The sequence below is a fragment of the Pseudoroseicyclus aestuarii genome, assembly GCF_003217255.1.
GTDB lineage: Bacteria > Pseudomonadota > Alphaproteobacteria > Rhodobacterales > Rhodobacteraceae > Pseudoroseicyclus > Pseudoroseicyclus aestuarii.
On record NZ_QJTE01000002.1, the window covers coordinates 94,061 to 113,186 of the forward strand.

Consider the following 19,126-nt stretch of genomic DNA (forward strand, 5'->3'; position numbering starts at 1 on the left):
ACCTCCGCAAGAACCGAAAGCCGCCCCATGACCCAGTCCCAGACCGCCGTCCTGATTGCCGCCCCCGGAGCGTTGGACATGGCCCGCGTGGAGGCGCTGCGCGCAGCCTGGGGCGGCAGCGCGCTGCGCCTTCTGTCGGCAGGCGAGGCCGCGGAGTTCGACCTGTCCGCCGCCCCCGCGGATATCGAGGTCCAGTGGCAGCAGATGCAGGAGGCCGGGATCGACCTTGCCGTGCTGCCCACCGAGGGGCGACGCAAGCGGCTGCTGCTCGCTGACATGGACAGCACAATGATCGCGCAGGAATGCATCGACGAGCTCGCGGCCGAGGCCGGCGTCGGCCCCCGCGTCGCCGAGATCACGGCCCGCGCGATGAACGCCGAGCTGAACTTCGAAGAGGCTTTGACAGAGCGTGTCGCCCTGCTCGAAGGGCTGGACGAAGCGGTGATCGCCCGCGTCCTCGAGACGCGCATCACCCTCGCCCCCGGCGGCGCGGTGCTGGTGGCGACGATGAAGGCGCATGGCGCCCATGCCGCCCTCGTCTCCGGCGGCTTCACCGCCTTCACCGGCCCCGTCGCCGCCCGCCTCGGCTTCGACGAGCACCGCGCCAACGTGCTTCTGGCCGAAGAGGGCAAGCTGACCGGCCGCGTCCAGCCGCCGATCCTGGGGCGCGAGGCCAAGGTCGAGGCGCTGGAGGAGATCGCCAAGGGCCTGGGCCTTACCGCGCAACAGGTGCTGGCCGTGGGCGACGGCGCCAATGACCTCGGCATGCTGACCCGCGCTGGCCTCGGGGTGGCGCTGCATGCCAAGCCGGTCGTGGCGGCGCAGGCCCGCACCCGCATCAATCACGGCGATCTGACGGCCCTTCTCTACCTGCAAGGCTACCGCAAGGACGGTTTCGCCGGCCTCTAGCGCCCGCGATTCGGGGCTTGGTCAAGGACGCCGCAGGCGCGGGCGCAGCCCGGCATCCTTGACGAAGCCGCGACTCGCAGAACCCTGAGGCAGGCTGCTTGAGGACGCGGACCGCGCCCTCAAGCGCCTCCCCAGCAAAAGCACCCCCTATCCGCCGGACCTCGGCCCGGCCGAAAGCGTCGCCTCCCCGCGCTCGAAAACCGAATGCGCGGAAGCGCGCCTTTTTACAGGCTGGCCCGCAGCGCCTCCACCGGGCGGATGGCGCCGACCTCGATGCCGCGCCAGTTCTTCAGAACCGGGTCGAGCCGCTTCTTCGCCAGCGGATGCTCCGCCTCCAGCACGCCCAGCGCGACCAGCAGTGCCGCGGCCACCGATTCGGCCGCGCGCGTGGTGCCGTCGGTGATCTTCAGCGCGAAGCCCACCTGCCGCTCGGGGAGGATGCCGAAGAAGACACCCTCGGCGCCGGTCTTGATCGCGGCGCGGCCGGGCATGGCGCGCATCAGCTCGGTGCAGGCGCGGGTCACGCCCGCCACCAGCTCGGGATGCGCCATCATCGCCTGCACCAGCCGCACCTGCGCGGCAGCACGGGCGCCGGAGCGGCCCTCGGCACTCGCGAAACCGGCCATTGCCATGGCCAGCGCGTCCAGCCGCATCGCGAAGTTCGGGGCCGAGCAGCCGTCGATGCCGTAGTACGGGCTTTCCGCCTCGCAGACCTCTTCCGTTGCGGCGCGCACGGCGCGCTGCACCGGATGGTCGATCTCGACGTAATCCGCGTCCCCGCCCAGCTGCCGGTTAAGCGTCAGGAAGCCCGCATGCTTGCCCGAGCAGTTGTTGTGCACCTGGCAGGGGGCGGCATGGGCACGAATGAGCGCGTTGCGCGCCGGCTTGTCGGCGGGCGTCTGCGGGCCGCAGCGGAAGTCGCTGTCGGTCAGGCCGAGGTCATCCAGCCAGTCAGTGACGCGGTCGGTATGGATGCGTGCGCCCTGGTGGCTGGCGCAGGCCAGCGCCAGATGCTCGGGCGTCAGGCGCGCGGCATCGGCGGCACCGCTCTCGATCAGCGGCAAGGCCTGGATCATCTTGCAGGACGAGCGAGGGAAGATCACCGCCTCCGGATCGCCCCAGCCGGCGATCATCCCGCCCGGACCCCAGACCGCCACATGCCCGCGATGCACGCTTTCCACCGCGCCGCCCCGCAGCACCTCGACCAGCTCCGCACCCTCGTTCACCGGCATATCGTTCTCCCTTCGGCGGGCTTTCGCGCAGAGAAGTGAGTGACCGGGGCTTTCCCGGTGCCCGCCTTTGTTGCTACTGGTCTGGCTATCGGGTTGATGCCGCCCCTTCCAGCCGAAAAGCCCTCGCATCAGAAGGGTCGCACCGGCAGGAAGCCCAGGGGCGGGCGAGGCTAGACAGAGGGACGACACACGATGACCATTCGCCGATTTCTTCCCGCCGCGATGATCGCCGCCCTTTCGGCCGGTGGCGCAGCGGCGCAGGACACCACCTCGAACCGGGTTGCGGCCGATACCGACTGGAGCGTCTTCCAGGAGACCGATCCGACGGAATGCTTCGGCGTCTCCGCCCCGAAGGAGCAGCTGAACACCCAGGACGGCCAGCCGGTCGAGGTGAACCGCGGCGAGACGCTGCTCTTCGTCTTCTACCGCCCGGCCGAGGGCGTCGACGGGCAGGTGACCTTCACCGGCGGCTACCCCTTCGCGGGCGGCTCCACCGTCACGATCGAGATCGGCGGGACCGAGTACCAGATGTTCTCCGAAGGCAACTGGGCCTGGCCCGCCACGCCCGAGGACGATGCCCGCATCGTCGCCTCGATGCGCCGCGGCGCCGAGGCGGTTGTGACCGGCCAGTCCAGCCGCGGCACCACGACGCGCGACACCTTCTCGCTGATGGGCTTTACCGCGGCCATCGACGAGGCCGCGCAGCGCTGCAGCAGCTGACCCGGCGCCTGCCGCGGCAGGCCCTTGAGACGCAGACCACCGGCCGGGACGCTTGATGGCGCCCCGGCTTTGCCCATATGGAGCAGGCAGCACCGGTGCGGTGCATCCTGCAGTTTCTGACCCCGGAAGGTTTGGCGCATGACGGCGACGGCCCCGAAGATCGATACCTCCGCCGCCGCGCCCGCGCGCGGTGCCGCGATCACCCCCGATCTGCTGACCGTACCGCGCAAGCTCTCCGAAGAGGGCGGCGTGAACCTCGTCGGCCTGACGCGGCCGCAGCTGACCGCCGCGCTGATCGAGGCCGGAACCCCCGAAAAGCAAGCCAAGATGCGCACCAACCAGGTTTGGCAGTGGCTCTATCACTGGGGCGTGCGCGACTTCGACGCGATGACCAACCTCGCAAAGCCCTTCCGCGCCATGCTGGCCGAGCAGTTCCGCATCTCCCTGCCCGAGATCGTCAGCCGCCAGATCAGCACCGACGGCACCCGCAAGTACCTCGTGCGCATCGCCGGCGGGCACGAGGTCGAGACGGTCTACATCCCCGAAGAGGATCGCGGCACGCTCTGCGTCTCGAGCCAGGTCGGCTGCACGCTGACCTGCTCCTTCTGCCATACCGGCACGCAGAAGCTGGTGCGCAACCTCACCCCCGGCGAGATCGTGGGCCAGGTCATGCTGGTGCGCGACGATCTGGGCGAATGGCCCGTCCCCGGCACACCGCGGGACGAGACGCGGCTTTTGTCGAACATCGTGCTGATGGGCATGGGCGAGCCGCTGTATAACTTCGACGCCGTGCGCGACGCGATGAAGATCGCCATGGACGGTGAGGGGATCGCCCTCTCGCGCCGCCGCATCACGCTCTCGACCAGCGGCGTCGTCCCGGCCATCGCCAAGACCGCCGAAGAGATCGGCTGCCAGCTCGCCGTCTCCTTCCACGCGACGACGGACGAAGTGCGCGACAAGCTGGTCCCGATCAACAAGCGCTGGAACATCGAGACGCTGCTTGCCGCGCTCAAGGAGTATCCCCGCCTGTCGAACTCAGAGCGGATCACCTTCGAATACGTCATGCTGAAGGACGTGAACGATTCGGACGAGGATGCGCACCGGCTGGTCGAGCTGATCCGCGGCATCCCGGCCAAGATCAACCTGATCCCCTTCAACGAATGGCCCGACGCCCCCTACCGGCGGTCCTCGAACAACCGCATCCGCGCCTTCGCGGACATCTTGTACAAGGCCGGCTACGCCAGCCCGATCCGCACCCCCCGGGGCGAGGATATCATGGCCGCCTGCGGCCAGCTCAAATCGGCGACGGAACGCGGGCGCAAGACCCGTGCCCAGATCGCCGCGGAAACCAGTGAGGGGGAGGGCGCGCAATGAAGATCACGCTCAACAAGGTCGAGTTCGAGCCGCTCGCCGTCAGCGAGCCCATGCGCGACGCGATCATGGCGCAGCCGCAGATGGCCAACGCCACATGGCGCGATGTCTGGCACTGGGACATGGAAGCGCAAAGCGCCAAGACCCTCGTCACGCTGACGCAGACCGGCGCCGTGCCGCTGCCCAACGGCCTTGTCTTCTTCGTGCCCAAGCCCGGCACCGAGGACGCGCCGCAGCGCGCCGACCAGTCCAGCCAGAAGATGGCGGGCCGCATCCTCGAGGCGGTCGGCACCCGTAACCCGGTGGAGCTGCTGCGCGCGCTCGCCAAGGTGCTGATGCTGCCGCAGAAGAAACTCCCGCTCGAGCCCTTCGCGCCGCTGAACGATGTCGCCTCCTACACGCTGAAGATGCATGTCGACCACTCGATCGTGCAGATGCGCTGCGCCTCGCGCAACCTTAGCTTCTACATGGCCGTGCCGGGCCAGGTCGCCTTCCACGCCGATGTCACCGGCGTGAAGGACGACGAGGCCTACGAGGCGCTGGTCGCCGAGAAGCCCGAGCTGAAGACGCTCCAGCCCCGTTTCCTCGTGCCGCCGCGCAACCGCGCCAACCGCGACATCCGCGCCATGGCGCTGATCCACCGCGCCCGCACCCTGCAGGCCGAGGCGCAGCAGCGCCAGTCCGGCGGCGAAGAGGTCCTGCCCGAAGCGCTGCGCATGAGCCTCGGCATGGTGCAGGCGGAACTCAGGATGCTGGCGCAGAGCGCGCAGAAGCAGGCGCCCCAGCAGGCCAAGCCGAAGCCGATCGTCGCCGTCTGATCAGCAGGCGGGGGCCTGCGCCAGCGCCGCTTCGAGGCGCGGCAGCACCTCCGCCGGCAGCGGCAGCACGGGGCGCGGCGGATCGCACACCGCCAGCCCCTTGATCCGCGCCGCGGCATACATCACCCGGAACCCGCCGAACTCCTGCACCAAGCCCGAGAGCGGCGCGAGTTCGTCGCTCAGCGCCTTCGCTGCCTCAACCTCCCCTGCCGCGGCCAGACGCGCCAACCGCAGCGCAGGCGCAGGCAGCAGCCCGCCGATGACGCTGAACCAGCCATCCGCGCCCGACAGCAGGACCTCCGGCGCCCCGGCATCGCCACTGTAGCCGATCGCAAAGCCCTCGGCGCAGCTGGCCCGCAGGCGGGCGATCTGCTGCGGCAGGTCCGGCACGCCCGAGGGCATCTTGACCGCCGCCACCCGCGGCAAATGCGAGAGCTGCGCCACCAGCGCCTCGCTGAAGGTGAAGCCCGTCGTCCTGGGGTTGTTGTAGAGGCACAGCGGCAGGCCGGAGGCCCCGGCAACGCTCTCCACGAGCTGCGCCACCTCCGCCTCGGTCAGCGGCTGGTAGGACACCGGCGCCAGCAACACGCCCGAGGCGCCTTCCGCCTCGGCGTCCCGGGCCAGCGCCTGCGCCGCATCCGTGCGCAAGGCGCCAACGCCCACGATCACCGGGGCGCGGCCGCCCGCCACCTCCACCGCAACCCGCACCGCCTCGCGCCGCACCTCGCGCGTCAGGTAGGGATAGCCGCCGGTGCTGCCCAGCAGCCCGATGCTGTCCACCCCGGCCGCGCAAAGCCGCTCGATCAGCGCAGCCAAGGCGTCAGGCTGCAGGCGCCCCTCTGCATCCGCCGGTGTCAGCGGAAAAGCGGACAATCCGCAAAACATGGACAAGGGGGCGGACATGGGGGCCTCGGCACTACGCAACACCTCCGCACCATGCGCGCCGCCCCGGAACCCGCGCAACCCTCGCCGGGTTGCCGCAACGACATCAGGATCGGAGGACGCGATGGCCGACTACAAGGACGGCGACACGGTCAAATGGAACTGGAGCGGCTCGACCGCCAGCGGCACCGTGAAGAAGAAGTACACCGGCAAGATCACCCGGAAGATCAAGGGCACCGAGGTCACGCGCAACGCCAGCGAGGACGATCCAGCCTATCTGATCGAAAAGGACGACGGCGACGAGGTTCTGAAAAGCGGCAGCGAGCTGTCGAAGGCCTGACCCCTTCTTCTCTTCGCAAATATCCCGGGGGTGAGGCCCGCCAGGGCCGAGGGGGCAGCGCCCCCTGCCCCCTCTTCGCCGGCACCGGCCCCTGTCACTCCAGGGGCCGGCAGTCGCTTTCGAAGGGTCAGCCGTCGATGGTGACGGTGATGCCGGTTTCGGTGGTCTCGGCGGTCAGCTCGACCCCCTCGGCCTCGACGCTGTCGAAGCTGCCGGTCAGGCTTTCCGCCGTCAGGACGGTCACCGTCTCGCCCGCCGCGGGCATCTCGTCGCCGAAGTCGACGCGCAGGGTGCCGCCCTCGATCTCGGTCGCGCCCACCGTCAGCCCGGCCTCCGTCACCACGAGCGTGCCGCCGGTGACCAGCAGGTCGCCCGCGCCGAGGGCCGTCTCGGTGCCCGCGACAAGCGTGCCCTCCTCGAGGCGGGTGCCGCCCGCGTAGGCGCTCTCGCCCAGCAGCTCCAGCGTGCCGGCGCCGGATTTGGTCAGCATGCCGGGGCCGTCGATGTCGTTCTCCCAGCGGTCGTGACCCTCGAGGCCCTCGCCCTCCAGCGTCACGGTTACGTCGCCCGGAAAGCTGCCGTAGCCCGCCGCCGCCGCGACGAGGTCGAGGCGACCCCAGCCGTTGCTCTCGTCCAGCACCGGGTAGCCGCTGTCGATGCCGGTGGAATAAAGCACCACGCGGCGCTGATCGGCGTCGAGGTAGGGGAACCGCGTCTCGAGCAGCACCTCGGCGCCCTGCGGCACGATCATCTCCTGGCCGGCGGCCTCCGTGTCCTGCGGCAGGCCGTAGGTCATCCGCTCGCGGTAAAGCGCGCGGGTCTCGTCATCCGCGGCCCAGCGATCCTCGCCCGCGTCCTCATGCGCCATGTCCCAGAGCGCCTGCGCGTCGCCGCCGGCCAGACCCTGCAGCATGTCCTCGCGCGCCTGCACCTTCAGATCCTCGAAACGTGGATCGCCCAGGTAGGCGGCGGCCGTTGCGGTCGCCATGACGCGTCCGCCGATCACGTCGAGCGGGCTGTGCATGCCGGTGACGACGCGGTTGTTGCCAAGCTCCGAGGCGCGGATCAGCAGCGGCGCGTACCGCTCGGGCAGCGCATAGGCATAGGCATAGGCGGCGACGTAGCCGGCATTGGTATGGCCCGAGGGGAAGCCGCCGTCCTTGTTGCGGCCGCGGGTCTCGCGCGCGCTCAGAAGCGCGGGCACCACCGCGACGCTGGTCTCATAGGTCTCGACGGGGGTGTCGTTCTCGGGGCTGACCGGTTCGGTCCCGGTCTGCACCACCTCGCCCGCGTCGTTCATCCGCCAGGGCCGGGGCGAGGCGTAGAAATACTTCGCCGGCGAGGTCGAGCCCTCGGGACCGCGCATCGCATCCATGAAGGCGACGAAGTCGCCAAGCTCGGACTCCAGGCTGCCATGCTGCACGCCCTCGTCGTCCTCCTTGACGCCAAGCTCGGCCTCGGGATCGAAGTCGGTCAGCTCATGCGCGATGGTCGTCGTGGCGCCGGCGGCCTCGCGGTAGCCCTCGGCCAGCGGGCCCATGCCCTCGATCACCGAGAAGCCCTGCGCGCGGCGGTCGTCGAGATAGGCTTCCAGCGCCTGCTGCGGGCTGCGGTCGGTGGTGACATCGACGACGTAGGCGATGTTCGCCTCCCAGACGGCGGGGTCCACGATCTGGACCTGCGAATAGTCCATCGCGCCGTCGCCATTGGCGCCGCCCTGGCGCCAGGCCTCGTCGCCCAAGCTCCAGATATCATCGAAGCCCGAGAGGATCGCGATGATCGGGTTCTCGTCGCGGTCGTACTTCTTCAGCTCGGCGCCATCCGCGCCCGTTCCGGCCTGGGCCTGGTAATGCTCGACGACGGGCAGCGGGCCGCTCACCTCGGGCAGCGGAACCGTGAAGGGGCCGGCCCCCTCGGGCGCGGCAAGCGCGGGGGCGGCAAGGCTGCACAGCAGCGCGGCGGCAGAGGCGGTTCCGGCCAGGCGGGCAGAGGCGGGCATCTCGATCATCCTTCCATGGGGTGGTCTCGCCGGCTGGCTAGAGAGCGCAGGTATCAGTTCGGTGACATCACGCCTCGAGCGCCGCGAGGGAAGGAGGGGCAAGATCCGACATCGTTCAACACGATCCTGAAGGCTTCTCATTAGGCTGCACCGCCCGATCCGGGCTAACACGATCAGACCCGCCCAAGGCGCCGGCCCGCCGGCGCCGGACGGCGGGACCGAGGACCATTGCATCGGCGCCCCGCTGCGCCGGCAGGCTCGGGTCAACGATGGTCTTGGACGCGCCGCAACCAGGAGACTGCGCCATGAGCGAGAACCGTCTGACCGCCGCCCTCGACAAGGGCCCCGTGATCTGTGCCGAGGGCTTCCTCTTCGAGCTGGAGCGGCGCGGCTACCTGACCGCGGGCGAATTCGTCCCCGAGGTCGCGCTGGAACACCCCGAGGCGCTGCGCGCGCTGCACGTCGATTTCCAGCGCGCCGGATCGGATATCGTCGAGGCCTTCACCTACAACGGCCACCGCGAGAAGATGCGCGTGATCGGCAAGGAAGAGCTGCTCGAGCCGCTGAATCGCGCCGCCCTGCGCATCGCCCGCGAGGTCGCGGACAACAAGCCGGGCAACCTCATGGCCGGGAACATCTCCAACACCAACATCTGGGATCCCGCCGATCCCGCCCGCCAGGACGAGGTCCGCGCCATGTTCCGCGAGATGGTCGGCTGGGCCGTCGAGGAAGGCGCCGACATCATCGTGGGCGAGACCTTCTACTACGCCGGAGAGGCGCTGGCCGCGCTGGAGGTGGCGAAGGAGAGCGGGTTGCCCATCGTCCTGACGTTGGCGCCGATGGCCGCGAACGAGCTGATGGACGGCACCGGCATCGTCGAGACCTGCCAGCGGCTGGAACAGGGCGGCGCCGATGTCGTCGGCCTCAACTGCTTCCGCGGGCCTCAGACGATGATGCCCTGGCTGAAGAAGATCCGCGCCGCGGTCTCCTGCCACGTCGGCGCGCTGCCGATCCCCTACCGCACCACCGAGGCGGAGCCGACCTTCTTCAATCTTTCCGACACCAACGGCTGCACCTGCCCGGCCCCGCATGGCCGCACCTTCCCCACTGCGCTCGATCCGCTGTTCTGCAACCGCTACGAGATCGGCGCCTTCGGCAAGGAGGCTTACGGTCTTGGCGTGAACTACCTCGGCGTCTGCTGCGGCGCGAGCCCGATGCACATCCGCGAGATCTCCGAGGCCGTGGGGCTGACGACCGATGCCAGCCGCTACTCCGAGCGGATGGAGAACCACTTCATGTATGGCACCAACGCCCGGCTGCCCGGCCATATCAAGGCGCTCGGCGAACAGGCCTAGGGCGCGACCGCGCGCCGGCGGCCCTTTGCCGCCGGCGCGCCTTCCTCAGAAGTCGAGGTTCTCGACGCTCAGCGCGTTGGTCTGGATGAACTCGCGCCGCGGCTCGACGACATCGCCCATCAGCTTGGTGAAGATGTCGTCCGCCTCGGCCACGTCGTCGATCTGCACCTGCAGCATCGTCCGTGCGTCCGGGTCCAGCGTGGTCTCCCAAAGCTGGTCGGGGTTCATCTCGCCCAGGCCCTTGTAGCGCTGCAGCGTCAGCCCGCGCTCGCCCTCTTCGAGGATCGCCTTGAGCAGGTCGAGCGGGCCGTGGATCAGCGTGTTGCGATCCTTGCGCACCAGCGTCGCGGGACGCTCGTAGATCTCCTGCAGGCTCTGGGTGAAGCTGCCGGCACGGCGGCTCTCGCCCGAGCGCAGCATCGGCCCGTCGAGGGTACGCACCTCTTCGACGCCGCGCAGGATACGGGCAAGGCGGATGCCCTTGTCCTGCGTGATCCGGCCCTGCCAGCCACGCTCCCACTCCAGCGCGATCTGGTCGAGGCGCGCGGCCACGCGGTCGGCCACGCCCTGCAGGTCGGCATCGACCGCGCCGGGCACGAAGGCGCCGGCGATCGCCGCCTGTTCGAGGATGTGGCGCTGGTAATGCGTCGGGAAGGCATCGAGCACGCGGCGCAGCTGCCGCGCCTCGGTCACCACGCGCAGAAGATCCTCGCCCGCCAGCTCCGACCCGTCGCCCAGCCGCAGCAGCGTGCTGTCGAGGCCCTGATCGATCAGGTAATCGTCCAGCGCCGCCTGGTCCTTGAGGTAGACCTCGGACTTGCCGCGGCTCACCTTGTAGAGCGGCGGCTGCGCGATATAGAGATAGCCCCCCTCGATCAGCTCCGGCATCTGCCGGAAGAAAAAGGTCAGCAGCAGGGTCCGGATGTGCGCGCCGTCGACATCGGCGTCCGTCATGATGACGATCTTGTGGTAGCGCAGCTTGCTGATGTTGAACTCGTCGCGCCCGATGCCGGTGCCCATCGCCATGACGAGGTTGCCGATCTCCTGGCTGGACAGCATCCGGTCGAAGCGCGCGCGCTCCACGTTCAGAATCTTGCCGCGCAGGGGCAGGACGGCCTGCGTCCGCCGGTCGCGCCCGGTCTGGGCCGACCCGCCGGCGCTGTCACCCTCGACGAGGAAGAGCTCGGTCTTGGTCGCGTCCTTCTCGGAGCAGTCCTTGAGCTTGCCAGCGAGGAAGTTCACGTCCATCGCCGTCTTGCGCCGCGTCAGGTCGCGCGCCTTGCGCGCCGCCTCGCGGGCCAGCGCAGCCTCGACGATCTTCTGCGTGACCATCTTGGCCTCGGCCGGGTTCTCTTCGAACCACTCGGACAGCTTCTCGCCCACGAGGTTCTCGACCGCGGGCCGCACCTCGGAGGAGACGAGCTTGTCCTTCGTCTGGCTGGAGAACTTCGGGTCGGGCACCTTCACCGAAAGGACGCAGGTCAGCCCCTCGCGCGCATCGTCGCCGGAAAAGCTGACCTTTTCCTTCTTCGCGAGGCCGGAGTCGCTGGCATAGCGCGTCAGCGTGCGGGTCAGCGCGGCGCGGAAGCCGGCCATATGTGTGCCGCCGTCGCGCTGCGGGATGTTGTTGGTAAAGGGCAGCACGGTCTCGTGGTAGGTGTCGTTCCACCACATCGCGACCTCGACACCGATTCCGTTGACCTCGCCCTCCATCCAGATCGGCTCGGGCATCATCGGCGTCTTCGACCGGTCGAGGTACTTTACGAATTCGCGCACCCCGCCCTCGTAGAAGAACTCGGTCTTCAGCGGCTCGGCCGGGCGCTCGTCCTCGAGGACGATGCGCACGCCGGAGTTCAGGAAGGCCAACTCGCGCAGGCGTTTTTCCAGCGTCGCGTAGTCGTAGTCCAGGTTCGAGAAGGTCTGGGTTGAGGACAGGAACCGCACCTCGGTCCCCGAGCGGTGGCCGACCTCTTCGGAGACGACGCGCAGCGGCTCGACCGTGACGGAGTTCTCGAAGCGGACGTAATGCTCCTTGTCGTCGCGCCAGATCCGCAGCTCAAGCCAGTCGGACAGCGCGTTCACGACCGAGATGCCGACCCCGTGCAGACCGCCCGAGACCTTGTAGCTGTTCTGGTCGAACTTACCGCCCGCGTGCAGCTGGGTCATGATGACCTCGGCGGCGGACATGCCCTCTTCGCGGTGCATGTCGACGGGGATGCCGCGGCCATTGTCGGTGACAGAGACCGAATTGTCGGCCCAGATCTTCACCGTTACCCGGTCGGCATGACCGGCCAGCGCCTCGTCGATGCCGTTGTCCACGGCCTCGTAGATCATGTGATGCAGACCCGATCCATCGTCGGTGTCGCCGATATACATTCCCGGACGCTTGCGCACGGCATCCAGGCCCTTGAGAACCTTGATGGATTCGGCGCCATAGGCGGCGGGTTGCAGTGCCGGTTCGGCCATATGAAACTGTTCCTGAGGTTTGCACCCCCAACATAGGGATTCTGGTGGAAAATGACCAGCTTGAACCGAGGTTTCGGGGTCCTGGGGCGCGCCTAGAAGAGGTGCCCCAGCAGGTCGACCGGCGCGTCATCGTCCCAGGCCCGCGCGCCCAGCGGCAGGACCATCAGCCCGCGCTCCGATCCTTCGGCGACCCAGCCGGTGCGGGCGCCCGCCATCTCGACCCAGCGCAGCGGGTTGGGGGCCGGCACGAAGCCGTGGCCGGCGTAGATCGGCCTGTCCCCGAAGAGCAGCAGGAAGTCCGCCGGCATCGCCCGCGCCTCTTCCAGCATCGCCTCCATCAGGCGCCCGGCGATCCCTTCGCCGCGGCGATCGGGATGGGTCGCCACCTCGGCGAGGCCGGCGATGGTAGCGAGGTCCTCTCCCAGCCGGATCGCCCGCAGCGACAGCGCCATGTGCCCGATGATCGCCTCCTCGCGCGCGATCAGCCTGACGTGGTGGCGCTGCATGAAGAAGCTGCGCCCCTCGAAGGTGCCGCTGAAGCACAGGTCCAGCAGCGCGCCCAACTCTGCCTCGAGCTCCGGCGTCAGCCGCGCCTCCTCGATCCGCTCAATCTGCATGATCGGGCTCCGGCAGGGTCAGCGTGCCATCCTCGCTCAGCGGCCAGAAGGGGTTATGCGCCAACTCCCAGACATGGCCGTCAGGATCGGCGAAATACCCCGAATACCCGCCCCAGAAGACCTTTTCCGGCGCCTTGAGCGCCTCGGCCCCGGCAGCCAGCGCAGCCTCGAAGGCGGCATCGACCTCGGCCTCGGTGGAAAGGTTCTGCGCCAGCGTCATCGCGCCGGTGCCCAGCCTCGCCTCCGCCCGCCCCTGGTCCCTGGCCAGCGCGCCGCGCTCGAAAAGCGAGAGGGCGAGGCCGTTCAACTGGTACAGCGCCAGCCCCTCGGTGCTTCTGGCGTGCAGGCGCCAGCCAAGCGCCTCGTAGAAGGTCCGCGCCCGGGCCATGTCCGCCACGCCGAGGGTAATCAGGGTCACGCGCTGCGCGATGCTCATGGGGCCGGTCTCTCCTCCACGACCGAGGCGCCCTCCGCCTCCGTCACCTCGAGATACTGCGCCCGCGCGCCCAGCGTGTCGAACAGTTCCGCCCCGGTGCCGGTCAGGAAGGCCTGGGAGCCAAGGGCCGCGATCTCGTCATAGAGCGCGGCGCGCCGCCCGGCATCGAGATGCGCGGCCACCTCGTCCAGCAGCAGGATCGGCGCGGCGCCCAGATCCTGCGCCAGCGCGCGCGCATTGGCGAGGATCAGGCTGATCAGCAGGGCCTTCTGCTCTCCGGTCGAGGCGTCTGAGGCCGCGACACCCTTGGCCCGCCAGACCGCCCGAAGATCGCTGCGATGCGGCCCCACCAGCGCGCGCCCCGCCGCCATGTCGCGGGGGCGCCCCTCGGCCAGCGCGGCGCGCAGCGCCTCTTCGTCCTCGATCAGCCGCTCGGGGTGTTCGAGCGCGAGGTCGGCGGCGGGAAAGGCGGTTTCGGCCGCGCCCTGCGCCGCCATCAGCCGGGCGATGGCCGCCGCCCGCCCCGCCTCGAGCGCGGCGCCGGCCTGCGCCATCCGCCCCTCGAGCGCGGCATACCAGGCCGCGTCGCGCACCATGTCCTTGAGCAGGCGGTTCCGTTCGCGCATCGCCTTGTCATAGGCCAGCGCGACCTCGGCATGGGCGGGATCGAAGCTCATGGCGGCGCGGTCGATGAAGCGGCGGCGCCCCTCGGCGCCCTCGATCCAGAGCCGGTCCATGGAGGGCACCAGCCAGAGCACCCGCAGCACCCGCCCCAGCGCGACCTGCGGCGCCGCCTTGCCGTCCAGCGTGACGGAGCGGCTTTGCCCCGGCTCGGCCCATGTCTCGATCTCGTGGGTGCCATCCGGGCCGGCGGTGCCTGCGGCGATCTTCCAGCCAAGCCCCTCGGGGCGGCGGGACAGATCCTCGGCACTGGCGCGGCGCATTCCGCGCCCCGGCGACAGAAGCGAGACGGCCTCGATCAGGTTGGTCTTGCCGGCGCCGTTCGGGCCGTAAAGCGCGACGGGCCGCCCGTCGAAGGACAGCCGCACGCGCCGGTGCGAGCGGAAGTGCGACAGCAGCAGCGCCTCAAGCCGAAGCCGCGCGCCGCTTCTGTCATCGGGTCCGGGATCGGCCTGATCGCCCGGCGTCACACGCGCATCGGCATCACGACGTAGACGGCGCTGGTGTCATTGCCTTCGCGCATCAATGTCGGATCGCCGGAGGAATTGAACAGGAAGACCGCGTTCTCGCGATCAACCTGAGAGGCGATCTCGAGCAGGTACTTCGCGTTGAAGCCGATCTCCAGCCGCTCGTCGCCATAGGCCACGGCCAGCTCTTCCTCGGCGGCGCCGCTGTCGGGCGCATTGACCGACAGCACCAGCCGATCCTCGTCGAGCGCCAGCTTCACCGCCCGGCTCCGCTCGGAGCTGACGGTGGCGACGCGGTCGACGGCGCGGGCGAACTCGCTCGCGTCGACCTCGAGGCGCCGGGTGTTGCCCTGCGGAATGACGCGGCTGTAATCGGGGAAGGTGCCGTCGATGACCTTCGAGGTCAGGGTGATCCCCGGCGCGACGAAGCGGACCTTGGTCTCGCTGACGCTGACCACGATCTCGGCCTCGTCGTCGTCCAGCAGCTTGCGCAGCTCGCCCACGGTCTTGCGCGGGACGATGACGCCCGGCATCCCCTCGGCCCCGTCGGGCAGCGGCGCGTCGATCCGCGCGAGCCGGTGCCCGTCGGTCGCCACGCAGCGCAGCATCTGCCCGCCGTCGCCCTCGGCGACATGCATGTAGACGCCGTTCAGGTAATAGCGCGTCTCCTCGGTCGAGATGGCGAACTTCGACTTGTCGAAAAGCCGCCGCAGCACGGGCGCGGGGGCGCTGAAGCTCACAGCGTATTCCGAGCTCGCCATGACCGGGAAATCCTCGCGCGGGAGCGTCGCGAGGTTGAAGTTCGAGCGGCCCGCGTCGATCGTCACGCGGCCCTGCCCGGTATCGGTCAGGGTGACCAGCGCGCCGTCGGGCAGCTTGCGCACGATCTCGTTCAGCAGGACGGCGGCGACGGTCGTGGCGCCGCTGCGCTCGACCTGCGCCGGGGCGCTGTCGACGACCTCGACGTCAAGGTCGGTCGCGCGGAAGCAAACCTCGGACCCCTCGGCCTCGATCAGCACGTTGGCCAGGATCGGGATGGTGTTGCGGCGCTCGACCACCGACTGCGCCTGGGCGACCGCCTTGAGAAGCGCCGCGCGCTCGATGCTGAATTTCATGTCTCTCGCTCCGCTGTCCGGCACGCATGCCGCCCGAAGGGAAAACCTGACCGGTTTTCCAATCACGCTCAAGTGTTAGCCTGTGGAAAGTTATTCTTCCAGCGCCCGGCGCAACAGCTCCAGGTCATCGGCGATCTGCGCGTCGGTCTGCTTCAGCTCTTCGATCTTGCGCACCCCGTGCAGGACGGTGGTGTGATCGCGCCCGCCGAAGCGGCGCCCGATCTCGGGCAGGGACCGGCTGGTCATGGATTTCGCGAGGTACATCGCGATCTGCCGCGGCCGCGCGATGGAGCGCAGGCGCTTGGGCCCGACCAGATCGCTGAGGCGGATGTTGAAATGGTCCGAGACCTTCCGCTGGATCACCTCGATGCTGATCTTGCTGTCCGAGCTGCGCAGGATGTCCGACAGGCAGTCCTGCGTCATCTCCATCGTGATCTCGCGCCCGACGAGCGATGCGAAGGCAAACAGCCGCGTCAGCGCGCCTTCCAGCACCCGCACGTTCGACGAGATGCGATGCGCAAGGAATTCGAGCACGCCCGGCGCGATGGTCAGCCCCGGGTACTGCTGGCGGTAGAGGTCGGCCTTGGACTGCAGGATACCGACGCGCAGCTCGTAATCGGTGGGATAGAGATCGACCACGAGCCCCGAGGCGAGGCGCGAGGTGATGCGCTGCTCGACGTCCTTCATCGCGCCCGGCGCCCGGTCGGCAGAAATGATGATCTGCTTGCCGCCCTCGATCAGCGCGTTGAAGGTATGGAAGAATTCCTCCTGCGTGCTGTCCTTGCCGGCGAGGAATTGCACGTCGTCGACCATCAGAACGTCGACGCTGCGGTAGAGCAGCTTGAAATCCATCATCCGCTTGTCGCGCAGCGCGGTGATGAAGCGGTACATGAACTGCTCGGCCGAGGTGATGACGATCTTCACCTCCGGATCGCGCGCCTTCAGCTCATGCGCGATGGCATGCATCAGGTGCGTCTTCCCGAGGCCGACGCCGCCGTAAAGGAACAGCGGGTTGAAGCCAGAAGGACCGCCCTCGGCCACGCGCTTGGCGGCGGCATGGGCCATCTCGTTCGGCTTGCCGACTACGAAGCGGTCAAAGGTGAAGCGCGCGTCGAGCGCGGTGCTCAGCCCCGACTCATCGGCGACGGCAGGCGCCGCGGCTTCGGCGGGCGCCGGCGCGGCGGGGGCCGGTGCCGAGGGGCGCGGCGCGGCGCGGCGCGGCTGGCCGGCGGTAAAGGCGACACGCTGCGCCTCGGCGCCGTGACGTTGCAGCTGGCTCAGGATGCGGTCGGCGAATTCTTTCTGAACGAAGCTTCCGTGGAATGTCGTCGGCGCCACGAAGCGCGCGACACCGTCTTCGATCCCGTCGAAGCAGAGCGGCGCGATCCAGCTCTTGTAGTTGTTGTCGCCGACTGCGGGAATCAGGGTCTCACTGACCCGGGCCCAATCCTGTTCGTTCATCTGTCCCATCCGTCCGTCTCTTATGCCTGCTCCGCAGCCCTCTGCCGGGGCCACCTGGCGAGACATGCCGTTCCGGCACAGGACGACCGTTCCGCGGACAGGAGTCCGCGGCCACAGATCGAAATCGCAAGTCGGGACGTCGCAACAGAGACTTCGCGGATGCACCGAGCCCGAGGTGGGCGGTGCTCATCCGCGCAGACCCGCAACATCCCTCGGCGATGGACAGGGTGTCTGCGCGGACCGCCCTCGGGCAGCCCGCGCAAGACACGGACAACAGCACTGCAAGGGGTGGCAGCCCCTCGCCTCGCCGGTCCGAGGCGCCGCACGGCCCTTGCCCCTTGTCCGATCCCTGGCAGGGGATCAGCGGCAAAGTCGGTGCGGCCCCTCGCCATGTTCCCCCAGGAACGACGTGAATCGCTTGAGCAAGCTACCCGCGCCGTCTCGCCCCCTCAACCGAACAAGGCGCTTGACCGGCAACTGGCTCGCAGCGAATCCCGCGACTCGCTGAATCCGCTACGGCATCCTGAGGCCGCCTTGCGCAGCCGACACGCAGCGCCGCAATTGTCATGAAGGGATCGTCACGGCTGCTTGACAACTGCGCGTCAGCGCACAGCCGCAGCCCCGGCTGCTGAGTCTCGGAAGACGCCGCCACAGGGGGGAGCGAACGACAGAAAAGGGGGCGCGGCAGATGCCGCGCCCCCTGGGCCGTCAGAAACTGGCGTCGCGCCGGAAGACCGGCCGATAGATCAGGCCAGCGCCTTCACGCGATGCGTCAGGCGCGACATCTTCCGCGCCACGGTGTTCTTGTGCAGCACACCCTTGGTGACGCCGCGCATCATCTCGGGCTGGGCCTCGCGCAGCGCCGTCGCGGCGACGGTCTGATCGCCGGAGGCGATCGCCTCCTCGACCTTGCGCAGGTAGGTGCGGATGCGCGAGCGGCGCATGCGGTTGATCGTTTCACGACGCTCGTTCTGGCGGGCGCGCTTCTTGGACTGGGGCGTATTTGCCATGTCGGATAGGTCCCGTCTTACTGGACTGCGTTCTGAAGTCGCGCACTTACAGGCGACTCGCCGCCAGGTCAACAGCCCTGCACAGGCTGTCAGCCGATGAGGCCTCGTTTTCCGCCCGTCTGACCCCGGTCCAGCAGCAGGTGGTCCAGAAGGACGCAGGCCATCATCGCCTCGCCCACCGGCACCGCGCGGATGCCGACGCAGGGATCGTGGCGGCCCTTGGTGACGATCTCGGTCTCGGTCCCGTCCTCGCGGATGGTCCGGCGCGGCGTCAGGATCGAGGAGGTCGGCTTCACCGCAAAGCGCAGGACGATCTCCTGTCCCGTCGAAATGCCGCCCAGAATGCCGCCGGCGTGGTTCGACAGGAACTCCGGGCCGTCCGGCCCCATGCGAATCTCGTCGGCATTGTCGCGCCCGGTCAGGGCGGCGGCAGCCATGCCTTCGCCGATCTCGACGCCCTTCACCGCGTTGATCGACATCATCGCGGCGGCGAGATCGGTGTCGAGCTTGCCGTAGACCGGCGCGCCCAGGCCGGCGGGCACGCCGCTCGCCGTCACTTCGATCATCGCGCCGACCGAATCGTGGTCCTTGCGCAGGCGCGTGATCTCCTCGGCCCATTCGGCGGCGCGCTCGGCATCGGCGCACCAGAAGTCGTTGCGCTCGATCTCGGCGGCGTCGTAGCGTGCGGGATCGATCCGGCTGGCGCCCATCTGCACCATGGAGCCGGTGATCCGCAGACCCGGCACCAGGTCGGCCAGCACCGCCCGCGCCACGCCGCCGGCCGCGACCCGTGCCGCCGTCTCGCGCGCGCTGGACCGTCCGCCGCCGCGGTAGTCCCGCAGCCCGTACTTCAGGTGATAGGCGATGTCGGCATGGCCGGGGCGAAAGGTATTGGCGATCTCGCCGTAATCCTTCGACCGCTGGTCGGTGTTGCGGATCATCAGCTGGATCGGCGTGCCGGTGCTGCGCCCCTCGAAGACGCCGGAGAGGATCTCGACCGCATCGGCCTCCTGCCGCTGGGTGGTCATCTTCGACCGCCCCGGCCGCCGCCGCTCCAGCCAGTGCTGGATCGCCTCCGCCTCGATGGTGACACCCGGCGGGCAGCCGTCGATCGTCGCCCCCAGCGCCGGCCCGTGGCTTTCGCCCCAGGTGGTCACGCGAAAGAGGTGACCGAAACCGTTTAGCGACATGCACGCACCCTCCTGACAAGCGCCCATAGCCCTAGCCCAAGCGCCGCGCTGGGGCAA

17 protein-coding genes are annotated in these 19,126 nt (G+C 69.0%); 6 read left to right on the forward strand and 11 right to left on the reverse strand.

The genetic code is table 11. The features are described from left to right. The first annotated feature begins 27 nt into the window (after positions 1 to 27). Positions 28 to 909, forward strand: coding sequence for a phosphoserine phosphatase SerB (serB, locus tag DFP88_RS05210; protein ID WP_110813416.1), 882 nt, complete (start codon positions 28 to 30; stop codon positions 907 to 909). 224 nt (positions 910 to 1,133) lie between these two features. Here the strand turns inward: serB and DFP88_RS05215 are convergent, their stop codons facing one another. Beyond that, positions 1,134 to 2,135, reverse strand: a complete 1,002-nt coding sequence (locus DFP88_RS05215) for an asparaginase (RefSeq protein WP_425450818.1) — start codon at positions 2,133 to 2,135, stop codon at positions 1,134 to 1,136. Between the two features lie 198 nt (positions 2,136 to 2,333). Here DFP88_RS05215 and DFP88_RS05220 point away from each other — a divergent pair, with 198 nt between their 5' ends. From DFP88_RS05220 to DFP88_RS05230, 3 genes are all read left to right on the forward strand, one after another. Beyond that, entirely contained in the window at positions 2,334 to 2,861 is a 528-nt protein-coding gene (locus DFP88_RS05220) for an invasion associated locus B family protein (protein ID WP_110813418.1), read from the forward strand. Between the two features lie 138 nt (positions 2,862 to 2,999). After that, on the forward strand, positions 3,000 to 4,235 hold the full coding sequence (gene rlmN / locus DFP88_RS05225; protein WP_110813419.1) for a dual-specificity RNA methyltransferase RlmN: 1,236 nt from the start codon (positions 3,000 to 3,002) through the stop codon (positions 4,233 to 4,235). Beyond that, positions 4,232 to 5,050, forward strand: a complete 819-nt coding sequence (locus DFP88_RS05230) for a hypothetical protein (RefSeq protein WP_110813420.1) — start codon at positions 4,232 to 4,234, stop codon at positions 5,048 to 5,050. The genes rlmN and DFP88_RS05230 overlap by 4 nt, the downstream gene beginning before the upstream one ends. Here DFP88_RS05230 and DFP88_RS05235 read toward each other — a convergent pair whose 3' ends face one another. Then, positions 5,051 to 5,953, reverse strand: a complete 903-nt coding sequence (locus DFP88_RS05235; RefSeq protein ID WP_110813421.1) for a dihydrodipicolinate synthase family protein — start codon at positions 5,951 to 5,953, stop codon at positions 5,051 to 5,053. Between the two features lie 103 nt (positions 5,954 to 6,056). Here DFP88_RS05235 and DFP88_RS05240 point away from each other — a divergent pair, with 103 nt between their 5' ends. Beyond that, positions 6,057 to 6,272 (forward strand): hypervirulence associated TUDOR domain-containing protein, encoded by a 216-nt coding sequence (locus DFP88_RS05240; RefSeq protein WP_110813422.1) that lies wholly within the window; start codon positions 6,057 to 6,059, stop codon positions 6,270 to 6,272. A 127-nt stretch (positions 6,273 to 6,399) separates the two neighbouring features. Here DFP88_RS05240 and DFP88_RS05245 read toward each other — a convergent pair whose 3' ends face one another. Next, positions 6,400 to 8,271, reverse strand: coding sequence for a phosphatase PAP2 family protein (locus DFP88_RS05245; protein ID WP_110813423.1), 1,872 nt, complete (start codon positions 8,269 to 8,271; stop codon positions 6,400 to 6,402). Positions 8,272 to 8,576: 305 nt separating this feature from the next. Here DFP88_RS05245 and DFP88_RS05250 point away from each other — a divergent pair, with 305 nt between their 5' ends. Further along, complete coding sequence (locus DFP88_RS05250) at positions 8,577 to 9,626, forward strand: homocysteine S-methyltransferase family protein (protein WP_110813424.1); 1,050 nt, start codon at positions 8,577 to 8,579, stop codon at positions 9,624 to 9,626. Positions 9,627 to 9,671: 45 nt separating this feature from the next. On the opposite strand, the gene gyrB is transcribed toward DFP88_RS05250, so the two are convergent. The 8 genes from gyrB to aroC form a co-directional block, all read right to left on the reverse strand. Beyond that, positions 9,672 to 12,092, reverse strand: coding sequence for a DNA topoisomerase (ATP-hydrolyzing) subunit B (gyrB, locus tag DFP88_RS05255; protein WP_110813425.1), 2,421 nt, complete (start codon positions 12,090 to 12,092; stop codon positions 9,672 to 9,674). A 92-nt stretch (positions 12,093 to 12,184) separates the two neighbouring features. Next, positions 12,185 to 12,709 (reverse strand): GNAT family N-acetyltransferase, encoded by a 525-nt coding sequence (locus DFP88_RS05260; protein WP_110813426.1) that lies wholly within the window; start codon positions 12,707 to 12,709, stop codon positions 12,185 to 12,187. Continuing rightward, entirely contained in the window at positions 12,699 to 13,145 is a 447-nt protein-coding gene (locus DFP88_RS05265) for a VOC family protein (protein WP_110813427.1), read from the reverse strand. Before DFP88_RS05265 ends, DFP88_RS05260 begins: the two co-directional genes overlap by 11 nt. Further along, a complete protein-coding gene (gene recF, locus DFP88_RS05270) occupies positions 13,142 to 14,296 on the reverse strand; it encodes a DNA replication/repair protein RecF (RefSeq protein ID WP_110813428.1) in 1,155 nt (384 codons plus the stop codon). Before recF ends, DFP88_RS05265 begins: the two co-directional genes overlap by 4 nt. Next, positions 14,293 to 15,408 carry a DNA polymerase III subunit beta gene (gene dnaN / locus DFP88_RS05275; protein WP_110813429.1) on the reverse strand — a complete coding sequence of 372 codons (1,116 nt, stop codon included), beginning with the start codon at positions 15,406 to 15,408 and terminating at the stop codon, positions 14,293 to 14,295. Before dnaN ends, recF begins: the two co-directional genes overlap by 4 nt. Positions 15,409 to 15,498: 90 nt before the next feature. Beyond that, positions 15,499 to 16,869 (reverse strand): chromosomal replication initiator protein DnaA, encoded by a 1,371-nt coding sequence (dnaA, locus tag DFP88_RS05280; RefSeq protein WP_110813430.1) that lies wholly within the window; start codon positions 16,867 to 16,869, stop codon positions 15,499 to 15,501. A gap of 746 nt (positions 16,870 to 17,615) precedes the next feature. Continuing rightward, the gene (gene rpsT, locus DFP88_RS05285) at positions 17,616 to 17,879 is read right to left on the reverse strand and encodes a 30S ribosomal protein S20 (protein ID WP_110813431.1); all 264 of its coding nucleotides are present in this window, start codon (positions 17,877 to 17,879) and stop codon (positions 17,616 to 17,618) included. Positions 17,880 to 17,968: 89 nt separating this feature from the next. Then, positions 17,969 to 19,069: a chorismate synthase gene (gene aroC / locus DFP88_RS05290; protein WP_110813432.1), complete on the reverse strand. Its 1,101-nt coding sequence runs from the start codon at positions 19,067 to 19,069 to the stop codon at positions 17,969 to 17,971. Between the last annotated feature and the right edge of the window lie 57 nt (positions 19,070 to 19,126).

Excerpts from the sequence above, each read along its gene's own strand:
- serB (WP_110813416.1), top strand. The coding sequence starts at position 28 with ATGACCCAGTCCCAGACCGCCGTCCTGATTGCCGCCCCCGGAGCGTTG.
- DFP88_RS05220 (WP_110813418.1), top strand. The coding sequence starts at position 2,334 with ATGACCATTCGCCGATTTCTTCCCGCCGCGATGATCGCCGCCCTTTCG.
- rlmN (WP_110813419.1), top strand. The coding sequence starts at position 3,000 with ATGACGGCGACGGCCCCGAAGATCGATACCTCCGCCGCCGCGCCCGCG.
- DFP88_RS05230 (WP_110813420.1), top strand. The coding sequence starts at position 4,232 with ATGAAGATCACGCTCAACAAGGTCGAGTTCGAGCCGCTCGCCGTCAGC.
- DFP88_RS05235 (WP_110813421.1), bottom strand. The coding sequence starts at position 5,953 with ATGTCCGCCCCCTTGTCCATGTTTTGCGGATTGTCCGCTTTTCCGCTG.
- DFP88_RS05240 (WP_110813422.1), top strand. The coding sequence starts at position 6,057 with ATGGCCGACTACAAGGACGGCGACACGGTCAAATGGAACTGGAGCGGC.
- DFP88_RS05245 (WP_110813423.1), bottom strand. The coding sequence starts at position 8,271 with ATGCCCGCCTCTGCCCGCCTGGCCGGAACCGCCTCTGCCGCCGCGCTG.
- DFP88_RS05250 (WP_110813424.1), top strand. The coding sequence starts at position 8,577 with ATGAGCGAGAACCGTCTGACCGCCGCCCTCGACAAGGGCCCCGTGATC.
- gyrB (WP_110813425.1), bottom strand. The coding sequence starts at position 12,092 with ATGGCCGAACCGGCACTGCAACCCGCCGCCTATGGCGCCGAATCCATC.
- DFP88_RS05260 (WP_110813426.1), bottom strand. The coding sequence starts at position 12,709 with ATGCAGATTGAGCGGATCGAGGAGGCGCGGCTGACGCCGGAGCTCGAG.
- DFP88_RS05265 (WP_110813427.1), bottom strand. The coding sequence starts at position 13,145 with ATGAGCATCGCGCAGCGCGTGACCCTGATTACCCTCGGCGTGGCGGAC.
- dnaN (WP_110813429.1), bottom strand. The coding sequence starts at position 15,408 with ATGAAATTCAGCATCGAGCGCGCGGCGCTTCTCAAGGCGGTCGCCCAG.
- dnaA (WP_110813430.1), bottom strand. The coding sequence starts at position 16,869 with ATGAACGAACAGGATTGGGCCCGGGTCAGTGAGACCCTGATTCCCGCA.
- rpsT (WP_110813431.1), bottom strand. The coding sequence starts at position 17,879 with ATGGCAAATACGCCCCAGTCCAAGAAGCGCGCCCGCCAGAACGAGCGT.
- aroC (WP_110813432.1), bottom strand. The coding sequence starts at position 19,069 with ATGTCGCTAAACGGTTTCGGTCACCTCTTTCGCGTGACCACCTGGGGC.